This window comes from Massilia sp. UYP32 (assembly GCF_050434365.1).
In the GTDB taxonomy this organism is placed as follows: Bacteria; Pseudomonadota; Gammaproteobacteria; order Burkholderiales; family Burkholderiaceae_D; genus Telluria; species Telluria timonae.
In genome coordinates, this window is the sequence record NZ_JBNDIK010000010.1 from 87,937 (window position 1) to 111,115 (window position 23,179).

General features: G+C 67.0%; 18 protein-coding genes. 7 read left to right on the forward strand and 11 right to left on the reverse strand.

Going from position 1 to position 23,179, the window contains the following annotated elements; all coding sequences use genetic code 11:
* Positions 1-18 precede the first annotated feature (18 nt).
* The 4 genes from ABIB42_RS09760 to ABIB42_RS09775 are packed head-to-tail and all read left to right on the forward strand — an operon-like array spanning position 19 to position 4,415.
* Positions 19-1,371, forward strand: coding sequence for a CpaF family protein (locus ABIB42_RS09760; RefSeq protein ID WP_429248274.1), 1,353 nt, complete (start codon positions 19-21; stop codon positions 1,369-1,371).
* A 23-nt stretch (positions 1,372-1,394) separates the two neighbouring features.
* Positions 1,395-2,387 carry a type II secretion system F family protein gene (locus ABIB42_RS09765; RefSeq protein WP_071360861.1) on the forward strand — a complete coding sequence of 331 codons (993 nt, stop codon included), beginning with the start codon at positions 1,395-1,397 and terminating at the stop codon, positions 2,385-2,387.
* 7 nt (positions 2,388-2,394) lie between these two features.
* Positions 2,395-3,330: a type II secretion system F family protein gene (locus tag ABIB42_RS09770; RefSeq protein ID WP_219862003.1), complete on the forward strand. Its 936-nt coding sequence runs from the start codon at positions 2,395-2,397 to the stop codon at positions 3,328-3,330.
* 14 nt (positions 3,331-3,344) lie between these two features.
* Positions 3,345-4,415 carry a tetratricopeptide repeat protein gene (locus ABIB42_RS09775; protein ID WP_219862004.1) on the forward strand — a complete coding sequence of 357 codons (1,071 nt, stop codon included), beginning with the start codon at positions 3,345-3,347 and terminating at the stop codon, positions 4,413-4,415.
* Here ABIB42_RS09775 and ABIB42_RS09780 read toward each other — a convergent pair.
* From ABIB42_RS09780 to ABIB42_RS09790, 3 genes are all read right to left on the reverse strand, one after another.
* The gene (locus ABIB42_RS09780; RefSeq protein ID WP_219862006.1) at positions 4,406-5,497 is read right to left on the reverse strand and encodes an NADH:flavin oxidoreductase/NADH oxidase; all 1,092 of its coding nucleotides are present in this window, start codon (positions 5,495-5,497) and stop codon (positions 4,406-4,408) included. The two genes, ABIB42_RS09775 and ABIB42_RS09780, sit on opposite strands and share 10 nt — an antisense overlap.
* Before the next feature lie 221 nt (positions 5,498-5,718).
* Entirely contained in the window at positions 5,719-6,525 is an 807-nt protein-coding gene (locus tag ABIB42_RS09785) for a glycoside hydrolase family 16 protein (protein ID WP_219862008.1), read from the reverse strand.
* Positions 6,526-6,542: 17 nt separating this feature from the next.
* Positions 6,543-7,400: a polysaccharide deacetylase family protein gene (locus tag ABIB42_RS09790; protein ID WP_219862010.1), complete on the reverse strand. Its 858-nt coding sequence runs from the start codon at positions 7,398-7,400 to the stop codon at positions 6,543-6,545.
* Positions 7,401-7,919: 519 nt separating this feature from the next.
* Here ABIB42_RS09790 and ABIB42_RS09795 point away from each other — a divergent pair.
* From ABIB42_RS09795 to ABIB42_RS09805, 3 genes are all read left to right on the forward strand, one after another.
* Positions 7,920-10,952, forward strand: coding sequence for a TonB-dependent receptor (locus tag ABIB42_RS09795; RefSeq protein WP_219862012.1), 3,033 nt, complete (start codon positions 7,920-7,922; stop codon positions 10,950-10,952).
* Between the two features lie 125 nt (positions 10,953-11,077).
* Positions 11,078-11,797, forward strand: a complete 720-nt coding sequence (locus tag ABIB42_RS09800; protein WP_005663795.1) for a SapC family protein — start codon at positions 11,078-11,080, stop codon at positions 11,795-11,797.
* Complete coding sequence (locus ABIB42_RS09805; RefSeq protein WP_219862014.1) at positions 11,781-12,794, forward strand: cupin-like domain-containing protein; 1,014 nt, start codon at positions 11,781-11,783, stop codon at positions 12,792-12,794. The genes ABIB42_RS09800 and ABIB42_RS09805 overlap by 17 nt, the downstream gene beginning before the upstream one ends.
* 50 nt (positions 12,795-12,844) lie before the next feature.
* On the opposite strand, the gene ABIB42_RS09810 is transcribed toward ABIB42_RS09805, so the two are convergent.
* From ABIB42_RS09810 to ABIB42_RS09845, 8 genes are all read right to left on the reverse strand, one after another.
* Entirely contained in the window at positions 12,845-14,149 is a 1,305-nt protein-coding gene (locus ABIB42_RS09810) for a sugar MFS transporter (RefSeq protein WP_005663791.1), read from the reverse strand.
* A gap of 12 nt (positions 14,150-14,161) precedes the next feature.
* On the reverse strand, positions 14,162-15,142 hold the full coding sequence (locus ABIB42_RS09815) for a glucokinase (RefSeq protein ID WP_005663789.1): 981 nt from the start codon (positions 15,140-15,142) through the stop codon (positions 14,162-14,164).
* On the reverse strand, positions 15,139-17,661 hold the full coding sequence (locus tag ABIB42_RS09820) for a glycoside hydrolase family 3 N-terminal domain-containing protein (protein WP_429248275.1): 2,523 nt from the start codon (positions 17,659-17,661) through the stop codon (positions 15,139-15,141). The genes ABIB42_RS09815 and ABIB42_RS09820 overlap by 4 nt, the downstream gene beginning before the upstream one ends.
* A gap of 37 nt (positions 17,662-17,698) precedes the next feature.
* A complete protein-coding gene (locus tag ABIB42_RS09825; RefSeq protein ID WP_005663785.1) occupies positions 17,699-19,063 on the reverse strand; it encodes a GH1 family beta-glucosidase in 1,365 nt (454 codons plus the stop codon).
* A gap of 126 nt (positions 19,064-19,189) precedes the next feature.
* Positions 19,190-20,257 (reverse strand): LacI family DNA-binding transcriptional regulator, encoded by a 1,068-nt coding sequence (locus ABIB42_RS09830; RefSeq protein WP_005663783.1) that lies wholly within the window; start codon positions 20,255-20,257, stop codon positions 19,190-19,192.
* A gap of 80 nt (positions 20,258-20,337) precedes the next feature.
* Positions 20,338-21,384: an ABC transporter ATP-binding protein gene (locus tag ABIB42_RS09835; RefSeq protein WP_005663781.1), complete on the reverse strand. Its 1,047-nt coding sequence runs from the start codon at positions 21,382-21,384 to the stop codon at positions 20,338-20,340.
* Positions 21,385-21,390: 6 nt separating this feature from the next.
* Positions 21,391-22,251: a carbohydrate ABC transporter permease gene (locus ABIB42_RS09840; RefSeq protein WP_051205051.1), complete on the reverse strand. Its 861-nt coding sequence runs from the start codon at positions 22,249-22,251 to the stop codon at positions 21,391-21,393.
* A 32-nt stretch (positions 22,252-22,283) separates the two neighbouring features.
* A complete protein-coding gene (locus ABIB42_RS09845) occupies positions 22,284-23,177 on the reverse strand; it encodes a carbohydrate ABC transporter permease (RefSeq protein ID WP_005663778.1) in 894 nt (297 codons plus the stop codon).
* Positions 23,178-23,179 lie beyond the last annotated feature (2 nt).

Consider the following 23,179-nt stretch of genomic DNA (forward strand, 5'->3'; position numbering starts at 1 on the left):
CAGTTGAGAAAGACGCCCATGTCCCTTCGCGAACGACTTGCCTTGTCCGGCCAGGAGCGCATCCCCAGCGGCGGCGCCGAGCTGCAGGACGCGCCGAACCAGGCTTACCAGGAGCTCAAGAAGCTGATGCACCAGATGATCCTCGACCGGATCGACCTGGAGCGGCTCAAGCGCCTGACCGCCGAGCAGTTCAAGCACGAACTGGCGCTGCTGGTCCAGCGCATCATCGAGGACGAGCGCATCGTCCTCAACCAGCACGAGCGGCATCACCTGGTGCTCGACATCCAGCACGAGATGCTGGGCTTCGGCCCGCTCGAGCCGCTGCTGTCCGACCCCTCGATCTCGGACATCCTGGTCAATACCTTCAACAAGGTCTACGTCGAGCGCCACGGCCGTCTGGAGCTGACCGAGATCACCTTCCACGACAACGCCCACCTGATGAAGATCATCGAAAAGATCGTCTCGCGCGTGGGCCGCCGGGTGGACGAGTCGAGCCCGATGGTCGACGCCAGGCTGCCGGACGGCTCGCGGGTGAACGCGATCATCCCGCCGCTGGCGGTGGACGGGCCGATCCTGTCGATCCGCCGCTTCAGCGGCAGCCCGCTGACGGTGCAGAACCTGCTCGACTACAAGAGCATGACCGCGCCCATGATCCGGGTGCTGGAAGGGCTGGGCACGGCCAAGGTCAACATCCTGATCTCGGGCGGCACCGGCAGCGGCAAGACCACCTTGCTCAACCTGATCTCGGGCTTCATCCCGGCCAGCGAACGGGTGGTGACGATCGAGGACGCGGCCGAGCTGCAGCTGCGCCAGCCGCACGTGGTGCGCCTGGAGACGCGACCGGCCAACATCGAGGGCAAGGGCGAGGTGCCGCAGCGCGCGCTGGTGCGCAACGCGCTGCGCATGCGGCCCGACCGCATCATCCTGGGCGAGGTGCGCGGCCCGGAAGCGCTGGACATGCTGCAGGCGATGAACACCGGCCACGAAGGGTCGCTGGCCACCATCCACTCGAACACGCCGCGCGACGCGCTGTCGCGGCTGGAGAACATGGTCAGCATGGCGGCGGTGAACCTGACGCCGCGCGCGATCCGCCAGCAGATCGTGTCGGCGGTGACGGTGGTGGTGCAGGTCTCGCGCCTGACCGACGGCACGCGCAAGCTGGTCAGCCTGCAGGAGATCACCGGCATGGAGGGCGAGATCATCTCGATGCAGGAGATCTTCCGCTTCGAGCAGCGCGGGGTCGACGTCGACGGGAAAGTGCTGGGCCACTTCAGCGCCACCGGCGTGCGCCCGCGCTTCGCCGACCGCCTCAAGCTGTTCGGGGTCCCGGTGCCGGACGATTCGTTCGACCCCGACCGCCGGTTTGACTGAATCGAGCGACCGGGAGCGCGCATATGGATGGCTTGTTCTATGGCTTCGTGGTGCTGGTGTTCGCGGCCGTGATCCTGGCGGTCGAGGGCTTCTATCTGTGGTGGATGAGCACCCATGGCGCGGCGGCGCGCCGCATCGCGCGCCGCCTGCAGATCATGTCCGGCGGCCTGCAAGGCCGCAGCGGCGAACGGATCTCGATCCTCAAGCAGCGCCGCTACAGCCGCATCGAGGCGCTGGACCGCCTGCTGCATCGCTCGACGCTGGCGCAGCGCGTCGATGCGCTGCTGGTGCAGGCCGGCGCCACCTGGTCGGTCGGCCAGTTCCTCGCCGGCTCGCTCGGCTGCCTGGCGGCGGCCCTAGTGCTCACTTCGAGCGCCGTCAGCGCGGTCGAGGTGCCGCTGCCGGCGCGCCTGCTGGCCTGCGTCGGCGGCCTGCTCCTGCCCTGGTGGCTGCTGCACCGCATGCGCATGCGGCGCCTGGTGCGCATCGAGCACCAGCTGCCCGAGGCGGCCGACTTCATCGCGCGCGCGCTGCGCGCCGGCCACTCGTTCACCAACGTGCTGCAAATCGTCGGCAACGAGCTGCCCGAGCCGCTGGCCGGCGAGTTCCGCATCACGCGCGAGGAAATCAACTACGGCGTGCCGATGAACGAGGCCCTGCACGGCCTGGCCGAACGGATCCCGCTGACCGACCTGCGCTACCTGATCATCGCGGTGCTGATCCAGCGCGAGTCGGGCGGCAACCTGGCTGAAATCCTCGGCAACATCAGCCAGATCATCCGTGCCCGCTTGAAGCTGGTGGCGCACGTGCGCGTGCTGTCGGCCGAGGGCCGCATGTCGGCCTGGATCCTGGGCTTGCTGCCGTTCGGCGTGATGGGCGTGATGCTGGTCAGCAGCCCGGCCTACGTGCGCATGCTGTGGACCGATCCGTCCGGGGTGCGCCTGCTGTGGTACGGCCTGGGCATGATCGTGTTCGGCGTGCTGTGGCTGCGCAAGACCATCCGCATCCGCGTGTGAGGCCTCCATGACTTCTTCCCAGCTGATCTTCCTGCTGATCGTCTTCGCCGTCGTCTGCCTGCTGGCCTGGGTCGCGCTGGTGCTGTTCGCGCCGCTGGCCCTGCGCGAGCGCCTGCTCCGCTTCCTCGGCCCGCGCGCCGGACAGGAAGCAGGCGTGCGCTGGATCGAGCGCGTCGCCAGCGTCGCCCGTCCCCTCACCAGGCTGTCGATCCCCGAGGAGGGCTGGGAAAAATCGACCTTGCGCACCCGTTTCATGAACGCCGGCTGGCGCCACCCGTCGGCGCCGACCCTGTACTTCGCGTCCAAGACCGCGCTGGCGCTGCTGGTGCCTGCCCTGTGCGCGCCGTTCCTGGTGCTGTATGGCTCGTCCCTGAACGGCGGCAAGGTGCTGGGCATCCTGCTGCTGGGCGCCGCGTTCGGCTACTACGCGCCGAACGCGGTGCTCGAGCGCCTGGTGCGGCGGCGCCGGCGCGAGATCTTCGAGACCATCCCCGACGCGCTCGACCTCCTGACGGTTTGCGTCGAGGCCGGCCTGAGCCTGGAGCGGGCGCTGGTCAAGGTGGCGGCCGAAATCCACATCAAGAGCATGGTGCTGTCGCAGGAGCTGCAACTGGTGCTGATGGAAATGCGCGCCGGCTTCAGCAAGGAAAAGGCGCTGCGCAACTTCGCGCTGCGCTCGGGCGTGGACGACGTCGACACCCTGGTCGCGATGCTGATCCAGTCCGAGCGCTTCGGCACCAGCGTCGGCGACTCGCTGCGAGTGCATGCCGAGAACCTGCGCCACAAGCGGCGCATGATGGCCGAGGAAACCGCCGCCAAGATCGGCCTCAAGCTGCTGTTCCCGCTGATCTTCTGCATTTTCCCGACGCTGCTGATGGTCCTGCTCGGACCGGCGGCGATCCAGATCTCGCGCACCCTGGGCTCCTTGCCCTTCGCGCGCTGAAAGGAGCGACTCCCATGCGACGCACCCTCAAGATGACCCGCCTGGCGCTGTTGTGCGCCGGCCTGATGGCCTGCTCGCCGTCCGGCTGGCGCGCCGCCGTCGACACCGGCGCGCAGGCCGAGCAACTCTATGGCGCCGGCCGCGCGCAACACCTGGCGCAGCAGCCGGACGCCGCGCGCGCCTCCTACCAGGCCGCGCTTCAGCTAGAGCCCGGCCATCCCGGCGCGCGCAACGGCCTGGCGACCCTGTACGCCGAAGGACGCGAATTGGAACCGGCGATCGCCATCTGGCGCGAGCTGACAGCATCGATCGGGCTGGATGCGGGGCCGGGCAAGGCTTATTTGTTCGCCAACCTGGGGCAGGCTTACCTGCTGGGCGGCGCGCACGAGGAAGCGCGGGGCGCGCTGGAACGCGCCTGCCTGCTCGACCCGCTCAATCCGCGCGCCTGGCAGCTGCTGGGCGACGCGCTTGCGGGCTTGGGACAAACGGAAAGGGCGGAACAGATGCGCAGACAGGCGGCGGCGCTGCGCCAGCATGACCTGCGCGCCGATTTTGCCGCCGCCGGCGGCAAGACCGAGGTGGCGCCGCTCGGCCAGGCCTTGGCCGCGCCAAAGCCGCAGGCCCACCCCGACTGGTCCCAGTCCTATATCCACGTCGGCGTGGATGGCATGATGGAGTTGCGGCGGGTGGAGGCGGCGCGCGCGGCGCACGAGGCGCAGGAGGAACGCGAGGCGCCGGCTTCGGCTGCGGTGGCGCGGCTGGAGATCCGCAACGGCAATGGGGTGACCGGCATGGCGCGCGCGCTGTCGAATCGCATCGACGAACCGGGCATCCGGGTGACGCGCCTGTCGAACGAGGCGGGCTTCGCGGTGCCGCATACCCGCATCGAATACGAGCCGTCCCATGCCGACGCCGCGCGCAGGCTGGCGCGGCGCCTGGGCAGCACCCAGCTGCGCGAAGTCGACCTGGGCGCGCCCGTCAACTTGCGGCTGGTGCTGGGCCGCGACCTGGCGCGCCACGGCACGGCGCTGCGGCTGGCGCCGCCCGCGCCGGCCGCGGACCAGCAGCGGCTGGCTTACCGGTAGCGTTCCAGCCACCAGCCGTACTGCGGCGGCAGGATGGCGAACGGATTTTCCACGCCCAGCTCCTTGGCCGCGCGGAAGGCGTAGTGCGGATCGGCCAGGTGCTCGCGGCCGATCATCACCAGGTCCATCTGCTCATCAAGCACCGCCTGGTTGGCCACCTGCGGGTCGCCGATATACCAGGACGACGCCACCGGCAGGCCGGCCTCGTTCTTCACACGCCTGGCGACCGGCGCCAGGAAGCCCGGACCCCAGGGAATCTTGACGTCGGGGACGGTGAAGTTGACGCTCACGTTCAACATGTCCAGGCCGGCCTCGCGCATGCGACGGGTCAGCTCGATCGATTCCGCCAGCGTCTCTTCGTCGCTGCCGTCGTATTCGATCACGCCCATGCGCGCCGTCAGCGGCAGGTGCTGCGGCCATACCTCGCGCACCGCGGCCAGGGTCTCGAGCAGGAAGCGTCCGCGGCCATCGAGGTCGCCGCCGTACTGGTCATCGCGGCGGTTCGAATGCGGCGACAGGAAGGATTGCGCCAGGTAGCCGTGGGCGAAGTGCAGCTCCAGCCATTCGAAGCCGGCGGCCAGGGCGCGCCGCGCGGCGTCGACGAAGCCCTGGCGCACGCGCGCGATGTCGTCCAGGGTCATCTCTTGCGGCACTTTCGGCAGGTCGCCGCCGAAGGCGAGGGCGGATGGGGCGATGGTCTGCCAGCCGTCCGGCGCGTCGTTCGGGATGTGCGCGTTGCCGTCCCACGGACGGTTCGCGCTCGCCTTGCGGCCGGCGTGGCCGATCTGGATGCCGGCCACCGCGCCGGCATCCTTGATCGCGGCGGCGATGGCGGCCATGCCGGCCACCTGTTCGTCGTTCCACAGGCCGGCGCAGCCCGGGGTGATGCGGCCTTCCGGCGTGACGGCCGTGGCTTCGACGATCACCAGGCCGGCGCCGCCGCGCGCGATCGACGCGTAGTGGGCGCGATGCCAGTCATTGGTGACGCCGTCGACGGCGCTGTACTGGCACATCGGCGGCACCGCGATGCGGTTGCGCAGGGTGACGGATTTGAGGGTGAAGGGAGTGAATAATGCGGTCATTGGTGCTTTCCAGGTGATGCTTCCTGCGCAACGACGCCAATACTGGCGCGCCGGGCGGCAAATGGCCGCTCGGGTCTGTGGTCGCTGTGGAGGAAGATCGGGGATTGTCGAATCGGTCCTGGCATGCACCCTGTGTCAGGGTTGCGTGCCTGGCCGTATTCTCGCACCGATGCGGATTGTTTGCAGGAGGCGGCCACGAATCCGGCCGCCCGGCCAGGCCGTCAGGGCGCGGCCTTGCGATACACGCGCACGTAATCGACCAGCATGCGGCGCGGGAACGGCGTGGTCGCATCCGGATAGCCCGGCCAGTAGCCGCCCACGGCCAGGTTGAGCAGCACGAAGAAGGGATGCTCGAACACCCATTCTCCCTTGACCGTCGCGGGCGTCGCGGTGTGGTAGTGAATGCCGTCGCGGTACCAACGAATTTCTTTCGGCTCCCATTCGACGGCGAACACGTGGAAGTCGTCGCCGTACTCCGCGCCCTCGAGCGCGCTGGCGCGGCTGTTTGCGTGCTCGCCCGAGTAGCCCGGCCCGTGCAGGGTGCCGTAGGCATTGGCCGGCTCCTTGCCGATGATCTCCATGATGTCGATCTCGCCGCTCTTCGGCCAGCCGACCTGCTTGATGTTCGCCCCCAGCATCCAGAACGCGGGCCAGATGCCCTGGCCCTTCGGCACCTTGATGCGCGCTTCGTAGCGGCCGTACTGCGTTTCCTTCAGCCCGGCCGTCTTGAGCCGCGCCGAGGTGTAGTCCTTGCCTTCGTAGCGTTCCTTGCGCGCCTCGATCACCAGGTGACCGTCTTCCACGCGCACGTTCTCGGGCCGGCCGGTATAGAACTGCATCTCGTTGTTGCCCCAGCCATGGCCGCCGGTCTCGGGGAGCCATTTGCCGCGGTCCAGCGTGGCGCCGTCGAATTCATCGCTCCATTCGAGGGTCCAGCCGGCCAGGCCGTCGGTGGCGGCGGGCTGCGTGGCGCAGCCCGCGCTGGCGGCCAGCACGAGCAGCGCGGCCAGTTTGCTTATTGTCTTCATATGTCTCCAAGGCGACGTCATCGCGCCGCGGGCGTCGCCGCCCGCTGCTGCCTGACGTGCTTCATGATGTTGAGGAAGGTGTCGGTCCAGTACTCCTGGCGATGCGCGGCGAGGAAGCGGACCAGCTCCTCGTGCGCCTGCGATGACACGCTCAAGTGGTCGCCGCCGATGCCGTGGAAGGTGAACGCGATCATGGTGCCGCGTTCGCGCGCCTGCTTGACCTGCGCAATCAGTTCGGCGCCGCTCGCGCCCACAGGCGCGATCGAGGCCACCCGGTAGGGATCGACCGCCGCCATCGAGGCCGGCACGCCGGGACCATTGCCGGCCTTGATCGCCACGAAGCGCGCGTGCAGCGCCGGCAGGTAGTCGCCGCCGAGGGCCTGCACGTCGAAGCAGGGGGCGGTATAGGTGCGCTCGCGGCGGCCGTCGATCGCGTTCAGGAACGTGTTGGCGAGCAGGACCTGGTCTTGCATCTGCTCGCGCGTGGTGGTGTCCAGGTCGCGCTGCGGCGCGACCCAGGCGCGGTCCGGCCCCGCGCCGGAACATTGATGGAACAGGCTGTGGTTGCCCAGTTCATGGCCGCCCCTGGCCGCGGCGCGCCAGTCCTCCATGCGCCTGGCCACCGGCTCGCTGGACAGCTGCAGGAAGAACGTGCCCTTGATGCCGTGGCGGTCGAGCGTCGGGATCGCGTTGTCGAGCTGGGAATCGAGGGCGTCGTCATACGCCAGGCTGACCGCGGCCCGCGCGCCGCCGGGCCAGGCAAAGGCGGCATCCTGCGCATGCGCCGGGCTGGTAACGACGAAGGTAACGCCGGCCGCGAGCAGGGCGGTCCGGACGATGGCGCGGCCCGCGCGACGGGCAAGAAAGTGGTGCATCCATGCTCCAATTTGGAAACGTTACCATAACGTCAACCCGACTATAGCATCGCCGAAAAATCGGTGTCAACGAGGGAAACGACAGGACGCGCCTTCGTTCGGTAACAGGCGCTCACTCCAGGGCTGCACCAAAGTGTTGCAAAACTACGTCATACCCCCTTGGATATTCGGTTGACAATTTTTTTTCCTAACCCTAATATTCAGTCAACTTCATGGAAACGTTTCCATGTCTCGAACCAGGCAGCTTCGTTCCCCAAATGGTCGACAAGGCCAAGGAGCCGAGGACACATGAAACAGCGCGACGCGCACCGGGCAATCCACGCAACGAGGCCACCGGCACCAGCCGGAGGCCTCGTTGCGCCGCTTGGCGCGCCGCAGGTCTTCCTGGTCGGGAGGTGACCAGGCAAGGATGGATCAGCAGCGAGTAGCGAAAAACACGACGCATGCCGCAGTGCGTCCGATTTGGCGGAGACACCGTAGCTAGGCGACGGTCATATTTATAAAAAAACAGGAGAAGACATGTACTACCCGAAGGCGAAACAGACTCTGATCAGCCTGGCAGTTGCCAGCGCATGTTCGGCATTCATCCCGGCATTCGCGCAGGACCAGGCGACCGCGCCGGCCGAGACCGCGACCAGCGCCCCGAACCAGGCACTTGATCCCGCCAGCAACCCCACCGGCTCGATCACCGGCCCGGCGCAGCCGGGCACCCAGACCGTCGTCGTGACCGGCCTGCGCGCCAGTCTCGAATCGTCGATGAACCTCAAGCGCAATGCGCAGGGCTTCGTCGACGGCATCGTCGCCGAAGACATCGGCAAATTCCCCGACACGAACCTGGCCGAATCGCTGCAGCGCATCTCGGGCGTGTCGATCGACCGCGAAATCGGCGAAGGCTCGAAGATCACCGTGCGCGGCGTGGGCCCCGACTTCAACCTGGTGCTGCTCAACGGCCGCCAGATGCCGGTCTCGAACCTGGGCGACCGCAACGGCCGCGCCTTCGACTTCGCCAACATCGCCTCGGAAGCGATCTCGCAGCTGCAGGTCTACAAATCGAGCCGCGCCGAGACCCCGACCGGCGGCGTCGGCGCGACCATCAACGTGATCACCGCGCGTCCGCTGTCGCGTCCGGGCATGCAGGCCAGCATCGGCATCAAGGGCGTGCACGACACCTCGGCCACCAACCTGCCGGATGGCCTCCAGCACGGCAACAAGGTCACCCCTGAAGTGTCGGGCATCTATTCGAACACCTCGGCCGACGGCCGCTTCGGCATCGGCCTGTCGGCCAGCTACCAGGAGCGCAACCTGGGCTACAACCGCGCCTCGGTGCCGAATGGCTGGAAAGGCCCGTTCCGCGGCGACGAGAACACCTGGGGCACGATCCCGCAGCCGGGCACCCCGGGCTCGGAACTGATCACCAACCGTCCCGGCCCGAACGACCAGTACCAGGTTCCGCAAAACCTGAACTACAACCTCTCCGGCGTGCAGCGCGAGCGCACCAACGGCCAGGTGGTGTTCCAGTTCGCGCCGAACAAGTCGATCACCTCGACCCTCGACTACACCTACTCGGAAAACAAGATCCACACCCGCCGCAACGACATGTCGGCCTGGTTCAACTTCGGCCCGTCGTCGAGCAGCTGGACCGACGGTCCGATCGCCTCGCCGCTGGTGTACACCGAGTTGATCCCGGCCGGTAACAGCGACATCGCCATGGGCGCCTCGGACTTCGCGACCAGGAGCGAGAACAAGTCGCTGGGCTTCAACACCGTCTGGCGCGTCAACCCCGACCTCCGCCTGGAACTCGACGCCCACAGCTCGTCGGCCGAATCGACTCCAGACAGCCCATGGGGTTCGAGCAACGTGATCGGCACCGCCAGCTTCAGCCGCGGCAACACCACCGCCGACTTCTCGCAGGACTTCCCGGTCCTCTCCATCGACGGCGCCGACTTCCTGCGCTCGCCGCAGCAGGTGACCGGCTCGGTGTTCGAGAACGGCTACATGAAGACCGAAGTCGACCAAATCCAGACCCACGGCAGCTGGAAGGTGATGGAAGCGTCCGAGTTCAAGTTCGGCGTCGGCGCCACCAAGGTCAAGTACCGCTCGGCGTTCTCGGTGCAGCAGCGCGACACCTGGGGCGGCGCCACCCAGGCCTCGGACTACCCGGCCAGCCTGTTCACGCCGGACAGCCTGTCCAAATACTTCGACCAGATCGACGGCAGCGGCAACCCGAACCTGTTCAACCGCTTCCACACCTTCAACTTCGGCCAGATCCGCGACATCGTGGCGCAAGCCTCGGGCCTGCCGCACCTGTACCTGCCGAAGACCACCTACGACACCGACCGCCGCACCGAGGAAAAGTCGAAGAGCCTGTACCTGCAGTTCAACACCGAGTGGGACACCCGCTACCCGATCAACACCTCGGTCGGCGTGCGCTACGAGAAGACCGACGTCAGCTCGACCGCGCTGGTGCCGACCCCGGTCGCGATCAGCTGGGTGTCGCAGAACGAACTGCCGGTGGTGTTCGGCGAATCGGGCTTCACCACGCTGACCGGCAAGTACAACCACGTGCTGCCGACGTTCGACGCCGACATCTCCTTCCGTCCCGACCTGAAGGGCCGCTTCAGCTACGGCGAAACCATCGGCCGTCCGCGCTACGACCAGATCGCCGGCGGCCAGGTGCTCGACACCCTGGCGCGCGTCGAAGGCGGCACCGGTTCGCAGGGCAATCCGGCGCTGGAGCCGGTCAAGTCGAAGAACATCGACCTGGCCATCGAGTGGTACTACGCCCGCCAGAGCTTCTTCTCGGTCAATCACTTCCGCAAGCACCTGGACAACTACGCCGGGCAGTCGCAGATCATCGCCCAGCCGTTCGGCGTGCGCACCCCGGTCGGGGGCGCCTACTGGAACGCGGCGCTGGCCAACGGCTGCACGACCGCGGACACCACTTGCATCCGCAACTACATCTTCCGCAACTTCAACGGCCAGCCGGGCGTGGTCGCGGGTCCGGACAACGCCTCGGGCGACGCCACCGGCACCATCACGGCCATCGGCACCGATCCGATCGCGGACTTCCGCATCACCTCGTACTCGAACCAGCAGAAGGCGCGCATCCGCGGCCTGGAATTCAACCTCCAGCACATGTTCGGCAACAGCGGCTTCGGCATCCAGGCCAACTACACCTACGTGAACTCGGGCCTGAAGTACGACAACGCCAGCAAGGGCGAGCAGTTCGCGCTGGTCGGCCTGGGCGACTCGGCCAACCTGGTGGGCATCTTCGAGAACGACAAGTGGAATGCGCGCGTGGCCTACAACTGGCGCGACGAGTTCCTGTCGTCGACCTTCGACGGCCAGGGCCCGAACCCGAACTACGTCGAGAAATACGGCCAGCTGGACGTGAGCGTCGGCTACAACGTGAACGACAACCTGTCGCTGTCGTTCGAAGGCATCAACCTGACCGACGAGATCCAGCGCATCCACGGCCGCACCAAGAACCAGGTGCTGTTCGTGACGCAGTCGGGCCCGCGCTACATGCTGGCCGCACGCTACAAGTTCTGATCGGGCTTTGTCTGTGCCGTCGTTCGGGAGTAGACTTCCCGGATGACGGTATTGACGGCGGGTCGGCAACAGCCGGCCCGCCGTTGTCGTTTCACTGACACCCACTACAAGATAACGAGACATCCATGCCCAACATCGCCCTGCTGAACAATATCGAGCACAAGGACCTGCGCATCATCCACGGCCACCGCCCCGGCCTGGGCAGCGAAGTCGCCTGGGTGCCGACCTTCGCCGACGAATTCCGCTCGCTGCAGGCGCACTATCCGATCATCTTCCGCCAGCTGGACGACGGCGCCAACTACGAGGCGATCGCGCTGCTCGGCTTCCAGCAAGACGAGAACCTGTTCCTCGAGGACGGCCGCTGGGATGCGCCGCTGGTGCCGTGGCTGCACGAGCGCCTGCCGTTCTACATCGGCCGCAACGGCGACGAACTGATGATCCAGGTCGACCTGGATCACCCGCGCGTCAGCACGACCGAGGGCGAACCGGTGTTCAAGCCGCATGGCGGCAATACCGACTTGCTCGAGAAGATGAGCCAGACGCTGTCGAACATCCACAACGGCGTGCAGGCCAACGCGGGCTTCCTCGAGGCCCTCAAGCGTTACGAGCTGCTCGATGCCTTTGTGCTCGACATCGAATTCGACAACGGTGAAAAAGCCCGCATGAGCGGCTTCTTCACCATCCACGAGGAACGCCTGGGCGCGTTGGACGGCGCCGCCATCGCCGAGCTGCACGCGGCCGGCCACCTGGCCCCCATCTACTTCGCGCTGGCGTCGTTATCGCATTTCCGCGACCTGATCGACCGCAAGAACCGCAGGAACGCGCGCGATGGCGCCGGCCGCTAAGCCGGTCCGCGAGCTCACCGGGCTGCGGCCCGCCGACCTCGGCCCCGCCATCCTCGCATCCACCGAGCCGCTGCTCTTGCGCGGCCTGGTGGCCGACTGGCCGGCGGTGGCCGCCGCGCGCACGTCGCCGCAGGCCGCCATCGCCTACCTGCGCCGCTGGTACGTCGACGCCACCGTCAACGCCATGCTCGGCGCGCCCGAGATCGACGGCCGCTTCTTCTACAACGAGGCGCTGGACGGCTTCAATTTCCAGTCCATGCGGGTGCGGCTCGACGCCGTGCTGGACGAACTGGAAAAGCACCTGGCCAATCCAACGCCGCCGGCCATCTACGTCGGCTCCACCACGATCGACGGCGCGCTGCCGGGTTTCAGGGGCGAGAACGACGTCGACCTGGGCCCGCGCGATCCGTTGGCCAGCATCTGGATCGGCAACCGCACGCGCATCTCGGCCCACTACGACCTGCCCGACAACCTGGCCTGCATCGGCGCCGGGCGCCGCCGCTTCACCTTGTTCCCGCCGGGCCAGCAACGCAATCTCTACGTCGGCCCGATCGACCTGACCCCGGCCGGCCAGCCCATCAGCCTGGTGGACTTCAAGCATCCTGATCTCGCGCGCTTTCCGCGCTTCGCCCAGGCGCTGGAACACGCCCAGGTGGCCGACATGGAGCCAGGCGACGCGATCTTCGTGCCCAGCATGTGGTGGCACCACGTCGAGGCGCTGGATGGCTTCAACGTGCTGGTGAACTACTGGTGGCGCCAGTCGCCGGACTGGATGGACACGCCCAACAACGCCCTGATGCACGCCCTGATGACGGTGCGCGACCTGCCGCCCGCGCAGCGCGCGGCCTGGGCCGAGCTGTTCCGCCACTACGTGTTCGAGGCCGATGCCGACACCGCGGCCCACATCCCGCCGGCCGCGCGCGGCCTGCTGGCGCCGTTCGACGACAACGCCTCGCGCATGGTGCGCGCGCAGCTGCTCAAGCGGCTGAACCGCTGATAAAAAAGGCCCGCAGATCCTGCGGGCCTTTTGCCTGATGCTGGCGCGGTTTATTCGGCCGCGATCTTCTGCTTGTGCAGGTTGGCGTACTTCACGCCGTAATACATGATGAACAGGTAGCAGGCCGCCGGCACCAGGAAGGAGATCTGCAGACCGATGGTGTCGGCCAGGATGCCCTGCACGAACGGCACCACGGCGCCGCCGACGATGGCCATGCACAGGATGCCCGAGCCCTGGCCGGTGAACTTGCCCAAGCCGTGCAGCGCCATGCTGAAGATGGTCGGGAACATGATCGAGTTGCACAGGCCCACCGCCACGATCGCCCACATCGCCAGGCTGCCTTCGGTGAAGGTCGCGGTCAGGACCAGCGCGATCGAACCGAGCGCGGTGACCGCCAGCGATTTGCCCGGGCTCACATAGCGCATCACGGCGAAGCCGATGAAGCGGCCGACCAGGGCGCCGCCCCAGTACATGCTGACGTAGCGCGCCGCGTCGGCGTGCGACAGGCCGGCGATGTGCGGCTCGCCGATGAAGTTGATCAGGAAGCTGCCGATGCTCACCTCGGCGCCGACGTACAGGAAGATGCCCAGCGCGCCCAGCACCAGGTGGCGATACGACATCGCGCCGCCCTTGGCGTCGACCGCCGCGGTGGTGTCGTCGAAGGCGATCTTCGGCAGGCGCGCCATCGCGAACAGCACCGCCAGCAGCGCCAGCGCGGCGGCAAGACCCAGGTAAGGGCCTTGCACGGCGGCGGCTTCGGCGGCCTTGTGCGCGGCCTGCTCGGCCGCCGGCAGCAGGGCCAGCTGGTCGGCCGAGAGCACCACGGTCGACAGGATCAGGATGCCGCCCAGCGCCGGCGCCACCGTGGTGCCGAGCGAGTTGAAGGCTTGCGTCAGGGTCAGGCGGCTGGCCGCGGTGCGCGCCGGTCCCAGCGCGGTGACGTAGGGATTGGCCGCCACCTGCAGGATGGTGATGCCGCTGGCCAGCACGAACAGCGCGAACAGGAACATGCCGTAGCCGCCGTTCGAGGCCGGGTAGAACAGGGCGCAGCCTGCGGCCGCGATCATCAGGCCGGTGACCGCGCCGTTCTGGTAGCCCAGGCGTCGGATCAGCGCGCCGGCCGGCAGCGAGACGATGAAATAGGCGCCGAAGAAGCAGAACTGCACCAGCATCGCCTGCATGTAGGTGAGGGTGTAGATCGACTTCAGGTGCGGGATCAGGACGTCGTTCAGCGAGGTGATGAGTCCCCACATGAAGAACAGGATGGTGACGATGACCAGCGCACCGGTGTGCTGGTTGTGTTCCCCATCCACGGCCGCGCTGGCCACGGTGGGGTTCTGGATTGGGTTCTGCATGGAGTCTCCGTTTTATTGCAGAGTAAGGACGTGATCCGACAGCATAGCCGAAACCCCGCGCAAAGCGGGATACTGTTCGGTGATCAGGTAGGTCGGGATACGCGACAGATAGTCGCCGAGGCGCCCCTTGTCTTCGAAGCGCGCGCGGAACGCCGATTGTTCGAAGACGGGGCCCAGGCGCGGCACGATGCCGCCGCCGATATACATGCCGCCGGTCGCGCCGAGGGTCAGCGCGACATTGCCGGCCACGCTGCCCAGGATGGCGCAGAACACGTCGACCGAGCCGCGGCAATCGTTTGATGACCCATCCAGCGCCGCCGCGCTGATGTCGGCCGCCTTGAGACGCCTGCCGGTGCGGGCCCAGTGGATCAGCTCCATGCCCATGCCCGACAGCAGGCGCTCGGCCGACACGTGGCCGTATTCTCCCCACAGCGCTTCCAGGATCGCCACCTCGTCGCGGTTGACCGGCGCGAAGCTGACGTGGCCTCCTTCGCCGGACAGCGGGATCCAGCGCTCGCCCGCCGGCACCACGCCCGAGACGCCCAGGCCGGTGCCGGGGCCGATCAGGCCGATCGTCCGGTTCGGCAGCTCGATGCCGCCGCCGACCTGCCGGCGGCCGTCCTGCGCCAGGTGCGGCAGCGACATCGCCAGCGCGGCGAAGTCGTTCACCATCAGGAGCGTCGTCAAACCCAGCTCCAGGCGCAAGGCCTCGATCGAGAAGCTCCAGTGGTGATTGGTCATCCTGATCTCGTCGCCCTCGACCGGATTGGCGATCGCGACCGCCGCATGGCGGACGGTGTCGACCGCCAGCCCGCGGGCGCGCGCGTTGGCCAGGTAGGCGCGCATCGCCGCGCCCAGGGTCGGGTAGCCGGCGGCCGCCAGCACCTCGACGTCGTCGAACCCCGCGCCCGGCGCCGACTGCAGGGCGAAACGCGCATTGGTGCCGCCGACGTCGGCCAGCAGCCGCAGCTCAGTCGCGACCTTTCGCGTCATTTCAGTTCGCCGCACTGCACGGCGCCTGCTTCCTTCGCCGCGCCGCCGGCGATCTCGATATTGGCGAAGGCCGCCGAGAATGCGGCGTCGCTGGTGACGGCGAACGGCGTATCGACCCTGGCCAGGTCGAGCCCCTTGGCCTGGAAGCACGACAGCGGAATTGCGACGGTGTTCTTGGCGCCGACGGCCAGGCGCTTGAACAGGGCGGTCGCATCCAGGTCGACGCTGGTCGAACCCTGGCGCATCGAGATCGTCACCTTGCCGGCCGGGGCCTTGGCGACGATGGTGTCGAAGCGCAGCGCGCCATCCTTGACCGCCGCCGCGGGCAGCACAATGGCGCGTGCGCCGCGCGCTTCCAGCGTGGCCGGTCCGGTCCAGGCGCCCAGCTTGGCGTCCTGCTGGGTGTTGACCTGGGCGGTGGTGACGGTGATGTTCGGCAGCTTGAAGCTGGCGTTCAGGTCGGCGCCGAGCACGGTGGTTTGCTGGCCGGAGCGGATCGCCAGCGGATAGCTCAGGCGGTCGGCCTGGCTGAACACCGGGAAGGTGTTGCCGGCGCTGCAGCCGCCTTGCGGATAGCTTTCATCCAGCTTGCCCAGTTTGGAGCGGGTGGCGACCTTCAAGCCATAACCATAGGCGAACAGCGGCGCGTAATCCTTGTCGCCGACGTTCAGCTTGATCTGGCAGGCCGACTTTGGCCACGAGAACGGCAGCACGCCGCGGAAGTCATGGCGCTGCTGGCCTTCGATCAGCAGGTCCGACACGCCCTTGCCCTCGGAGCCCGGCAGCCAGGCCGAGATGAAGGTGTCCGACAGATTCAGCAAGTCGTTGGCGAACACCGGACGGCCGGTGACCATGACGGTGACCACCGGCTTGCCCTTGCCGCCGACGGCCTTGAGCACGGCGAGATCTTCCGGATAGCGGCTGCTGTGGCGCAGGGTGCCCGATGGATGGATGTCGCCGTCGCCTTCGGCATACGGACGCTCGCCGATGACGGCGATCACGACGTCGAACTTCGACACGTCGACGCCTTTCGCATCCAGGCTGAAGGTGACGTTGTCCTTGCCGGCCGCTTCACGGATGCCGGTCAGGATGGTGTCGGCATTTTTAAAATCGGCATTGGTGGTGGCGGTGCCCTGCCAGGTGATCGACCAGCCGCCGCTCTGGTTCGACAGCTCGTCGGCGCTCTTGCCCACCACCAGGATCTTCTGGCCGCGCTTCAGGGGCAGGGCAGGGCCTTCGTTCTTGAGCAGCACCAGCGATTCGCGCACCGCCTGGCGCGCCAAGGCGCGCGCCTGCATCGCGTCGTCCTTGCCGGCATGGGCGTTCTGCATCGGGCTCTTGTCGAACAGGCCGGCGCGCAGCTTGACGCGGATGATGCGCGAGACGGCGTCGTCGATGCGCGACATCGGGATCTCGCCGGCTTCCACCTGCTTGATGGTGTTGGCGATGAAGGCCTTCCAGTCGTCCGGCACCATGATCATGTCGTTGCCGGCGTTGATCGCCTGGGCGCAGCTGTCGTTGCGGCAGCCTTTCACTTCGCCGATGCCGTTCCAGTCGGTGACGACGAAGCCGTCGAAGCCCATCTTGACCTTGAGGATGTCGGTCAGCGCGTACTTGCTGCCATGGAGCTTGCCGTATTCCTTGCCGCTGGCAGTGTCGGTCCAGCTGTTAAACGAGGACATCACGGTCTGGGCGCCCGCTTCCAGGGCCGGGAAGTAGCCGGCGCCGTGGATGTTGATCAGGTCGCGCTCCGGGGCCTCGGTCACGCCGCGATCCTTGCCGTTCTTCGTGCCGCCGTCGCCGATGAAGTGCTTGGCGGTGGCGATGGTGTTGGCGTCGTCCTTGAACACGCCCTGCATGCCCTTGACGTATTCGCCGGCATAGCTGCGCACGACTTCAGGATGCTCGGCATAGCTTTCGTAGGTGCGGCCCCAGCGGTCGTCGCGCACCACGGCCAGGGTCGGGCCGAACACCCAGGCGATGCCGGTCGCGCGCACCGCCCTGGCAGTGGCGGCGCCGATCTCGCGCATCAGCTGCGGATTGCGCGCCGCGCCCAGGCCGATATTGTGCGGGAACAGGGTGGCGCCCGGCACGTTATTGTGGCCGTGGACCGCGTCCGTGCCCCACACCACCGGCACCTTGATCGCCATGTCGGTCTTCATCGAGGCCTCGTGGTAGGCCTGGGCCAGCGCCAGCCATTCTTTCGCATCGGCGGCCTTGTTGTTGTTTGGCCAGCTGCCGCCGCCGTTCAGGACCGAGCCGAGGTAGTACTTGGTCACGTCCTCGGGCCTGGTGGTCTTGATCTCGGGCTGGGTCATCTGGCCGACCTTCTGCGCCAGCGTCATCTTGCCGACGATTTCCTTGACCCGCTTCTCGATCGCGTCGTCCATCTTGATGGCGCTGGTCACGTGCGGCCAGTCGGCCAACCTGGTGTCGACCGGAGCGGCGGCGCCGCAGACAGCCGGCAGGGCCAGGGCGATGGAAAGGGCCAGCGTGGAAGGACGAAGCTTGAAGGTCATGGGTTGTCTCGCTTTATTGTTCGTTGATGTTGAAGGTTCATTCCTGGCGCAGGAAGGAACCATACCATTTGCCGCTGTTCTTCAGGCGGCGCTGCTGGGTGGCGTAATCGATGTGCACCAGGCCGAAGCGGCGCTGGTAGCCTTCGGCCCATTCGAAGTTATCGAGCAGGCTCCAGGCGAAGTAGCCCTTGATCGGCGCGCCCCCGTCGATCGCATCCTTCATGGCGGCCAGGTGGCGCATCAGGTAGTGGCGGCGCTGGACGTCGTCGATCTCGCCATCCGGGCCGACGGTATCCTCGAAGGCCGAACCGTTCTCGGTGACGTACATCGGGCCCGGGTGGTAGTCGTTCTCGATGCGGGTGAGGAGTTCGGTGAAGCCTTCCGGCGACACCGGCCAGCCCATCGCGGTGATCTCGCCGCTGGTGGTCGGCAGCACTTTCGCGTCGAGTGGCGCGTGGCCGGCCTCGTGCTTGATCACTTCGGGGAAGTAGTAGTTCACGCCCATGAAGTCGGTCTTGACCGCGATCGCTTCCATGTCGCCCGGCGCGACGTCGGGCGCCGCGGCGCCGAACCGTTCGCGCGTGGCCTCAGGGTAGCCGCGGCCGAACAGCGGATCGAGGAACCAGCGGTAGCGCAGGCCGTCGTGGCGTTCCATCGCCGCCTTGTCTTCCTCGCTGTCGCTGGCCGCGCGCAGCGGGTGCAGGCTGACCGCCATGCCTACCTTCGCATCCGGTACGTTGGCGCGGATCAGCGGCACTGCCTTGCCGTGCGAGACCAGCACATTGTGCGCGACCTGCAGCGCCGCCTTGAGGTCGGTCTTGCCTGGGGCATGCCAGCCTTCGAAGTTGCCGATGATCGCCGTGCACCATGGCTCGTTGTGGGTGATCCAGTGCTTGACCCTGTCGCCCAAGGTGCGCGTCATGGCGTCGGTGTACTCGAGGAAGGCGTCGATGGTGGCGCGGTTTTCCCAGCCGCCTGCTTCCTGCAGCGCCTGCGGCAGGTCCCAGTGGTACAGCGTGGCCCATGGCTGCAGGCCGCGTTCGAGCATGCCGTCGACCAGGCGCGAATAGAAGTCCAGGCCCTTCTGGTTCGGCTGGCCCTTGATGCCGGTGTAGATGCGCGGCCAGGCGAACGAGAAGCGGTAGGCGTTCAGGCCCATGCCGCGCGCGATGTCGAAGTCTTCCGGCCAGCGGTGGTAGTGGTCGCAGGCTTCGATGCCGCTGGAACCGTCGCGGATCGTGCCGGGCGTGGCGGCGAAGCGGTCCCAGATCGATTCCACGCGGCCGTCTTCACGGCCGGCGCCTTCTATCTGGTAGGACGAGGTGGCGCAACCCCACAGGAAATCGCGGGCGAAATCGCTGCGCTGCGGCGCGGAAGGCTCGGGTCGGTTGGCAGTGGTCATGGTCTCGCTTCAGGTAATGAATATGTTCTGATTAAATTTTGGGAAAGCTTACCAACACATTGGAAAGCTTTCCAGTCTGGCGCCAAAAAAATGGCCGCACGCGGCCGTGGATGAGGCAAACATGCCTCACTCACTTTTACTTTTGCCTTTGCTCCCGGTTTTGCTCTTGGTGCTTTTCGCCTTGCCGCCGCCGACCCTGGCCAGCGACGCGCGCATGGTCACGCCCACCGGGAAGCTGCGCGCCACCGGGCGTTTCAGGTCATAGCAGCGGTTGAGCAGGGCGTTGATGCCGTTCTGCGTCATCTCGCGCCACGGCATGTGGACCGACGTCAGGCGCGGCGCCGAGAACTCCGCGCTCGGCGTGTCGTCGTAGCCGATCACCGACAGGTCGCGCGGCACGCTGATGCCGGCTTCCTGGAAGTAGGACAGGGCGCCGACCGCCATCTCGTCGTTGGCGCAGAACAGGGCGGTGCACGGCGTCTTCGATTCGACCAGGGCCTTGGCGGCATGCCAGCCGCCTTGCGGCGAGAAGTCGCTTTCGACCAGCCACACCTTGTCGGTGTCGACGCCGTTGGCTTTCAATTCGAGCATGAAGCCATCGATACGCGCCACGTTGTCGACCAGCGCGCTGGGGCCGGCGATGACGGCGATGTCGCGGTGGCCGTGCTCGAGCAGGGTCTGCGCCGCCAGCCTGCCGCCTTGCGCATGGTCGACCGTGAAGCACTGCTCCGGGATGTCCTTGAAGTCGTGGTTCAGCGCGACGATCAGGCGCCGCTTGCCGCCGAGGGCGGCGATGTCTTCGTCGAGCAGGGCGCTGCTCATCATGATCAGGCCGTCGCAGCCGCGCTCGATCAGGAACTCGATGCCTTCGATGGCCTGGTTGCGCGCGTCGCCCAGGCCGACGCCGAAGGCGACCACCATGTGCAGGCCTGCCGCGCGCAGCTCGGTGTCGATGATCTGCAGGATCGGCGTGTAAAAGGTGCCGGACAACACGGGGATGTAGACGCCGACCATCCGGCTGGTGCCGGACAGCAGGGCGCGCGCTGCGTGCGAAGGCCGGAAGCCCAGCTCGTCGATCGCCTTGCGCACGCGTTCGAGCGTGGCCGGCGATACCGAACCCTTGCCGCTGACCACGCGCGAGGCGGTGCCGAGACCTACTCCAGCCAGCCGCGCTACGTCCTTGATTGTCGCCACCTGCGATCCCTATTCAATAAATACGTCGATCAAAACAACCGCCAAGCATACTGCATCCGCGTGCGGATGGCACCCATCCTTCATAAACGCTGACCATTTTCAGGATCGAACAAGGAAACACGGGCGGTGTCGATCGCGAAGCGCACCGCCTGGCCGGACGCCAGCGGCCGTCCATCGTGCTCGATGCACGACAGCGCCTGCCCGCCGCAGTCGAGCCACACCACCTGGTGGTTTCCCATCGGTTCGACCAGGGTGACCGTCGCATTCAAAGGGCCGTTGTCGTCGACGTGGATGTGTTCCGGTCGCGCGGCCAGCGTGACGGCGCCGGCTGCCGCGCCACCCGTAAGTGGCAACGTCACTGCGCCGGCGTTGAAGCGGCCCCGCGCATCGACGCTGCCGTCAATAAAATTCATCGAGGGCGAACCGAGGAAGCCGGCCACGAAGCGGTTGGCGGGCGTGTCATAGACCTCGGCCGGGGTGCCGATCTGCTGGATGCGGCCGCCTTGCATCACCACGATACGGGTCGCGAGCGTCATCGCCTCGGCCTGGTCGTGGGTCACGTAGATCATGGTCGAACCGAGCGTCTGGTGCAGCATTTTGAGTTCGCGGCGCAGTTCGGCGCGCAGCTTGGCGTCGAGGTTCGACAGCGGTTCGTCGAACAGGTAAACGCCGGCTTCGCGCACCAGCGCGCGCCCGATCGCCACGCGCTGGCGCTGGCCGCCCGAGAGTTGGGACGGCTTGCGATCGAGCAGGGCGTCGAGCTGCAGCATCTCGGCCGTCTTGCGCACGCGGCGTTGCACTTCCGCCTTCGGCGTGCCGGCGATCTTGAGGCCGAACGACATGTTCTTTTCGACCGTCATGGTCGGATACAGCGCATACGACTGGAACACCATGCCGATCCCGCGCTCGCTCGGGTCGGCGTAGCTCATGTCGCGCCCGCCGATCTCGATCGCGCCGCCGGACAGGTCGATCAGGCCGGCGATGCTGTGCAACAGGGTCGACTTGCCGCAGCCCGAAGGGCCGAGCAGCACGAGGAATTCGCCCGGCTCGATCTGCAAATCGAGATCACGAATGATCTCGTTGCTGCCGCGGGTAATGCACAGTTTGCGCAGGTGGACGTTCGACATGCCGGGTTATCCTTTCACGGCGCCGGCGGCGATGCCGCGCACGAACCAGCGTCCGGAGATGAAGTAGATCGCCAGCGGCACCGCGGCCGTCAGGATGGTCGCCGCCATGTTGACGTTGTACAGGCGGGTGCCGGTGGTGGTGTTGATCACGTTGTTCAGCTGGACCGTCATCGGCAGGTTCTCGCGACCGGCGAACACCAGGCCCAGGATATAGTCGTTCCAGACGCCGGTGACCTGCATGATCGCGGCCACGACGATGATCGGCAACGACATCGGCAGCATCACCTGGATAAAGATGCGCCAGAAGCCGCCGCCGTCGATGCGCGCGGCCTGGAACAGCTCGTGCGGCACCGAGGCATAGTAGTTGCGGAACAGGAGGGTCATGAGCGGCATGCCGAAGATGACGTGCACCACCACGATCGCCGGCAGCGAACCGAACACGCCGGCATGCGCCATCATCCATACCAGCGGATAAATCATGACCTGCACCGGAATGAAGGCGCCGGCCAGCAGCACGCCGAACAGCACATTCGCGCCGCGCGGACGCCAGAACGACAGCGCATAGCCGTTGACGGCGCCGAGCAGGATCGGGATCACGGTGCTGGGCACGGCGATCGCCACCGAATTCCAGAAGCCGTGGCTGACCGCGCCCCAGGCCGCGCGCCATGGCTCGAGCGTGGCGGCAGCGGGCAGGGCGAACACATTGCCCGTCCTGATCTCGTCCATCGGCTTGAACGAGGTGATGATCATGACGTACAGCGGCAGCAAAAAGAACAGGGCGGCGCTGAACAGGAAGGCGTAGACGCCCAGGCGCGCCGGCGTGAACAGGCGCCTGCGGCGCGCGGCTTGGGCAGGGTGGCTGGACATGGGTGGCGCGATCGCCTGCAGCGAATGGTGGCTCACGCGTGGCCTCCGTTCAGGCGCGCGCGGCGGCTGCGGGCATAGGCGTAGGGCGCCAGCAGGGCCAGCACCGGGATCAGGAGTGTCACCGCGCCCGCCGAGGCCAGGCCGACGTTCGAGCGCAGGAACAGGTGGTCCATGATGAACTTGGCCGGCACTTCGCTGGCGATGCCGGGGCCACCCTGGGTCATCGCGACCACGGCGTCGAACAGTTTCACGACCGCGGTGGACAGCAGCAGGAACACGGTGGCGACCGACGGGCCGAGCATGGGCAGGACGATCTGCAGGTACACGCGCCAGGCCGGGATGCCGTCCAGGCGCGCGGCTTTATAGATTTCGGGGTCGATGCCGCGCAGGCCGGCCAGCATCAGCGCCATCACCAGGCCCGAGGCTTGCCACACGGTGGCGATGACGACGGTGTAGATCACCAGGTCCTGGTGCACGATCCAGTCGAACGAGAAGCCGTCAAAACCCATGCGGCGCACGGCGCCTTCGATGCCGCTGCCGGGCGCCAGCAGCCATTGCCATACGAGGCCGGTGGCGATGAAGGACATCGCATACGGGTAGAGGAACACGGTGCGCAGCAGGCCTTCGCCCTTGACGTTCTGGTCGATGAAGACGGCCAGCAGGAAGCCGATCACCATGCAGGCGAGGATGAAGGCGACGCCGTAGACGGCGAGGTTGTGCAGGGACAGCAGCCAGCGCTCGTTGTCGAACAGGCGCACGTACTGCGCCGCGCCGATGAAGGTATCGGACGGGAAGGTGCGCGAGGCCGTGAACGAGGTGCGCAAGGTCCACAGCGCGCCGCCGATGTAGGCGCCCAGCACCACCAGCGCCATCGGCAGGAGGGCGAAGTGAGGCGTGAGGCGGACGTGGAGGCGTTGGGCGAGCATGG

What these genes read in the sequence shown, in the direction of transcription:
- ABIB42_RS09760 (WP_429248274.1), top strand. Translation starts at nt 19, where the DNA reads ATGTCCCTTCGCGAACGACTTGCCTTGTCCGGCCAGGAGCGCATCCCC.
- ABIB42_RS09765 (WP_071360861.1), top strand. Translation starts at nt 1,395, where the DNA reads ATGGATGGCTTGTTCTATGGCTTCGTGGTGCTGGTGTTCGCGGCCGTG.
- ABIB42_RS09770 (WP_219862003.1), top strand. Translation starts at nt 2,395, where the DNA reads ATGACTTCTTCCCAGCTGATCTTCCTGCTGATCGTCTTCGCCGTCGTC.
- ABIB42_RS09775 (WP_219862004.1), top strand. Translation starts at nt 3,345, where the DNA reads ATGCGACGCACCCTCAAGATGACCCGCCTGGCGCTGTTGTGCGCCGGC.
- ABIB42_RS09780 (WP_219862006.1), bottom strand. Translation starts at nt 5,497, where the DNA reads ATGACCGCATTATTCACTCCCTTCACCCTCAAATCCGTCACCCTGCGC.
- ABIB42_RS09785 (WP_219862008.1), bottom strand. Translation starts at nt 6,525, where the DNA reads ATGAAGACAATAAGCAAACTGGCCGCGCTGCTCGTGCTGGCCGCCAGC.
- ABIB42_RS09790 (WP_219862010.1), bottom strand. Translation starts at nt 7,400, where the DNA reads ATGCACCACTTTCTTGCCCGTCGCGCGGGCCGCGCCATCGTCCGGACC.
- ABIB42_RS09795 (WP_219862012.1), top strand. Translation starts at nt 7,920, where the DNA reads ATGTACTACCCGAAGGCGAAACAGACTCTGATCAGCCTGGCAGTTGCC.
- ABIB42_RS09800 (WP_005663795.1), top strand. Translation starts at nt 11,078, where the DNA reads ATGCCCAACATCGCCCTGCTGAACAATATCGAGCACAAGGACCTGCGC.
- ABIB42_RS09805 (WP_219862014.1), top strand. Translation starts at nt 11,781, where the DNA reads ATGGCGCCGGCCGCTAAGCCGGTCCGCGAGCTCACCGGGCTGCGGCCC.
- ABIB42_RS09810 (WP_005663791.1), bottom strand. Translation starts at nt 14,149, where the DNA reads ATGCAGAACCCAATCCAGAACCCCACCGTGGCCAGCGCGGCCGTGGAT.
- ABIB42_RS09815 (WP_005663789.1), bottom strand. Translation starts at nt 15,142, where the DNA reads ATGACGCGAAAGGTCGCGACTGAGCTGCGGCTGCTGGCCGACGTCGGC.
- ABIB42_RS09820 (WP_429248275.1), bottom strand. Translation starts at nt 17,661, where the DNA reads ATGACCTTCAAGCTTCGTCCTTCCACGCTGGCCCTTTCCATCGCCCTG.
- ABIB42_RS09825 (WP_005663785.1), bottom strand. Translation starts at nt 19,063, where the DNA reads ATGACCACTGCCAACCGACCCGAGCCTTCCGCGCCGCAGCGCAGCGAT.
- ABIB42_RS09835 (WP_005663781.1), bottom strand. Translation starts at nt 21,384, where the DNA reads ATGTCGAACGTCCACCTGCGCAAACTGTGCATTACCCGCGGCAGCAAC.
- ABIB42_RS09840 (WP_051205051.1), bottom strand. Translation starts at nt 22,251, where the DNA reads ATGTCCAGCCACCCTGCCCAAGCCGCGCGCCGCAGGCGCCTGTTCACG.
- ABIB42_RS09845 (WP_005663778.1), bottom strand. Translation starts at nt 23,177, where the DNA reads ATGCTCGCCCAACGCCTCCACGTCCGCCTCACGCCTCACTTCGCCCTC.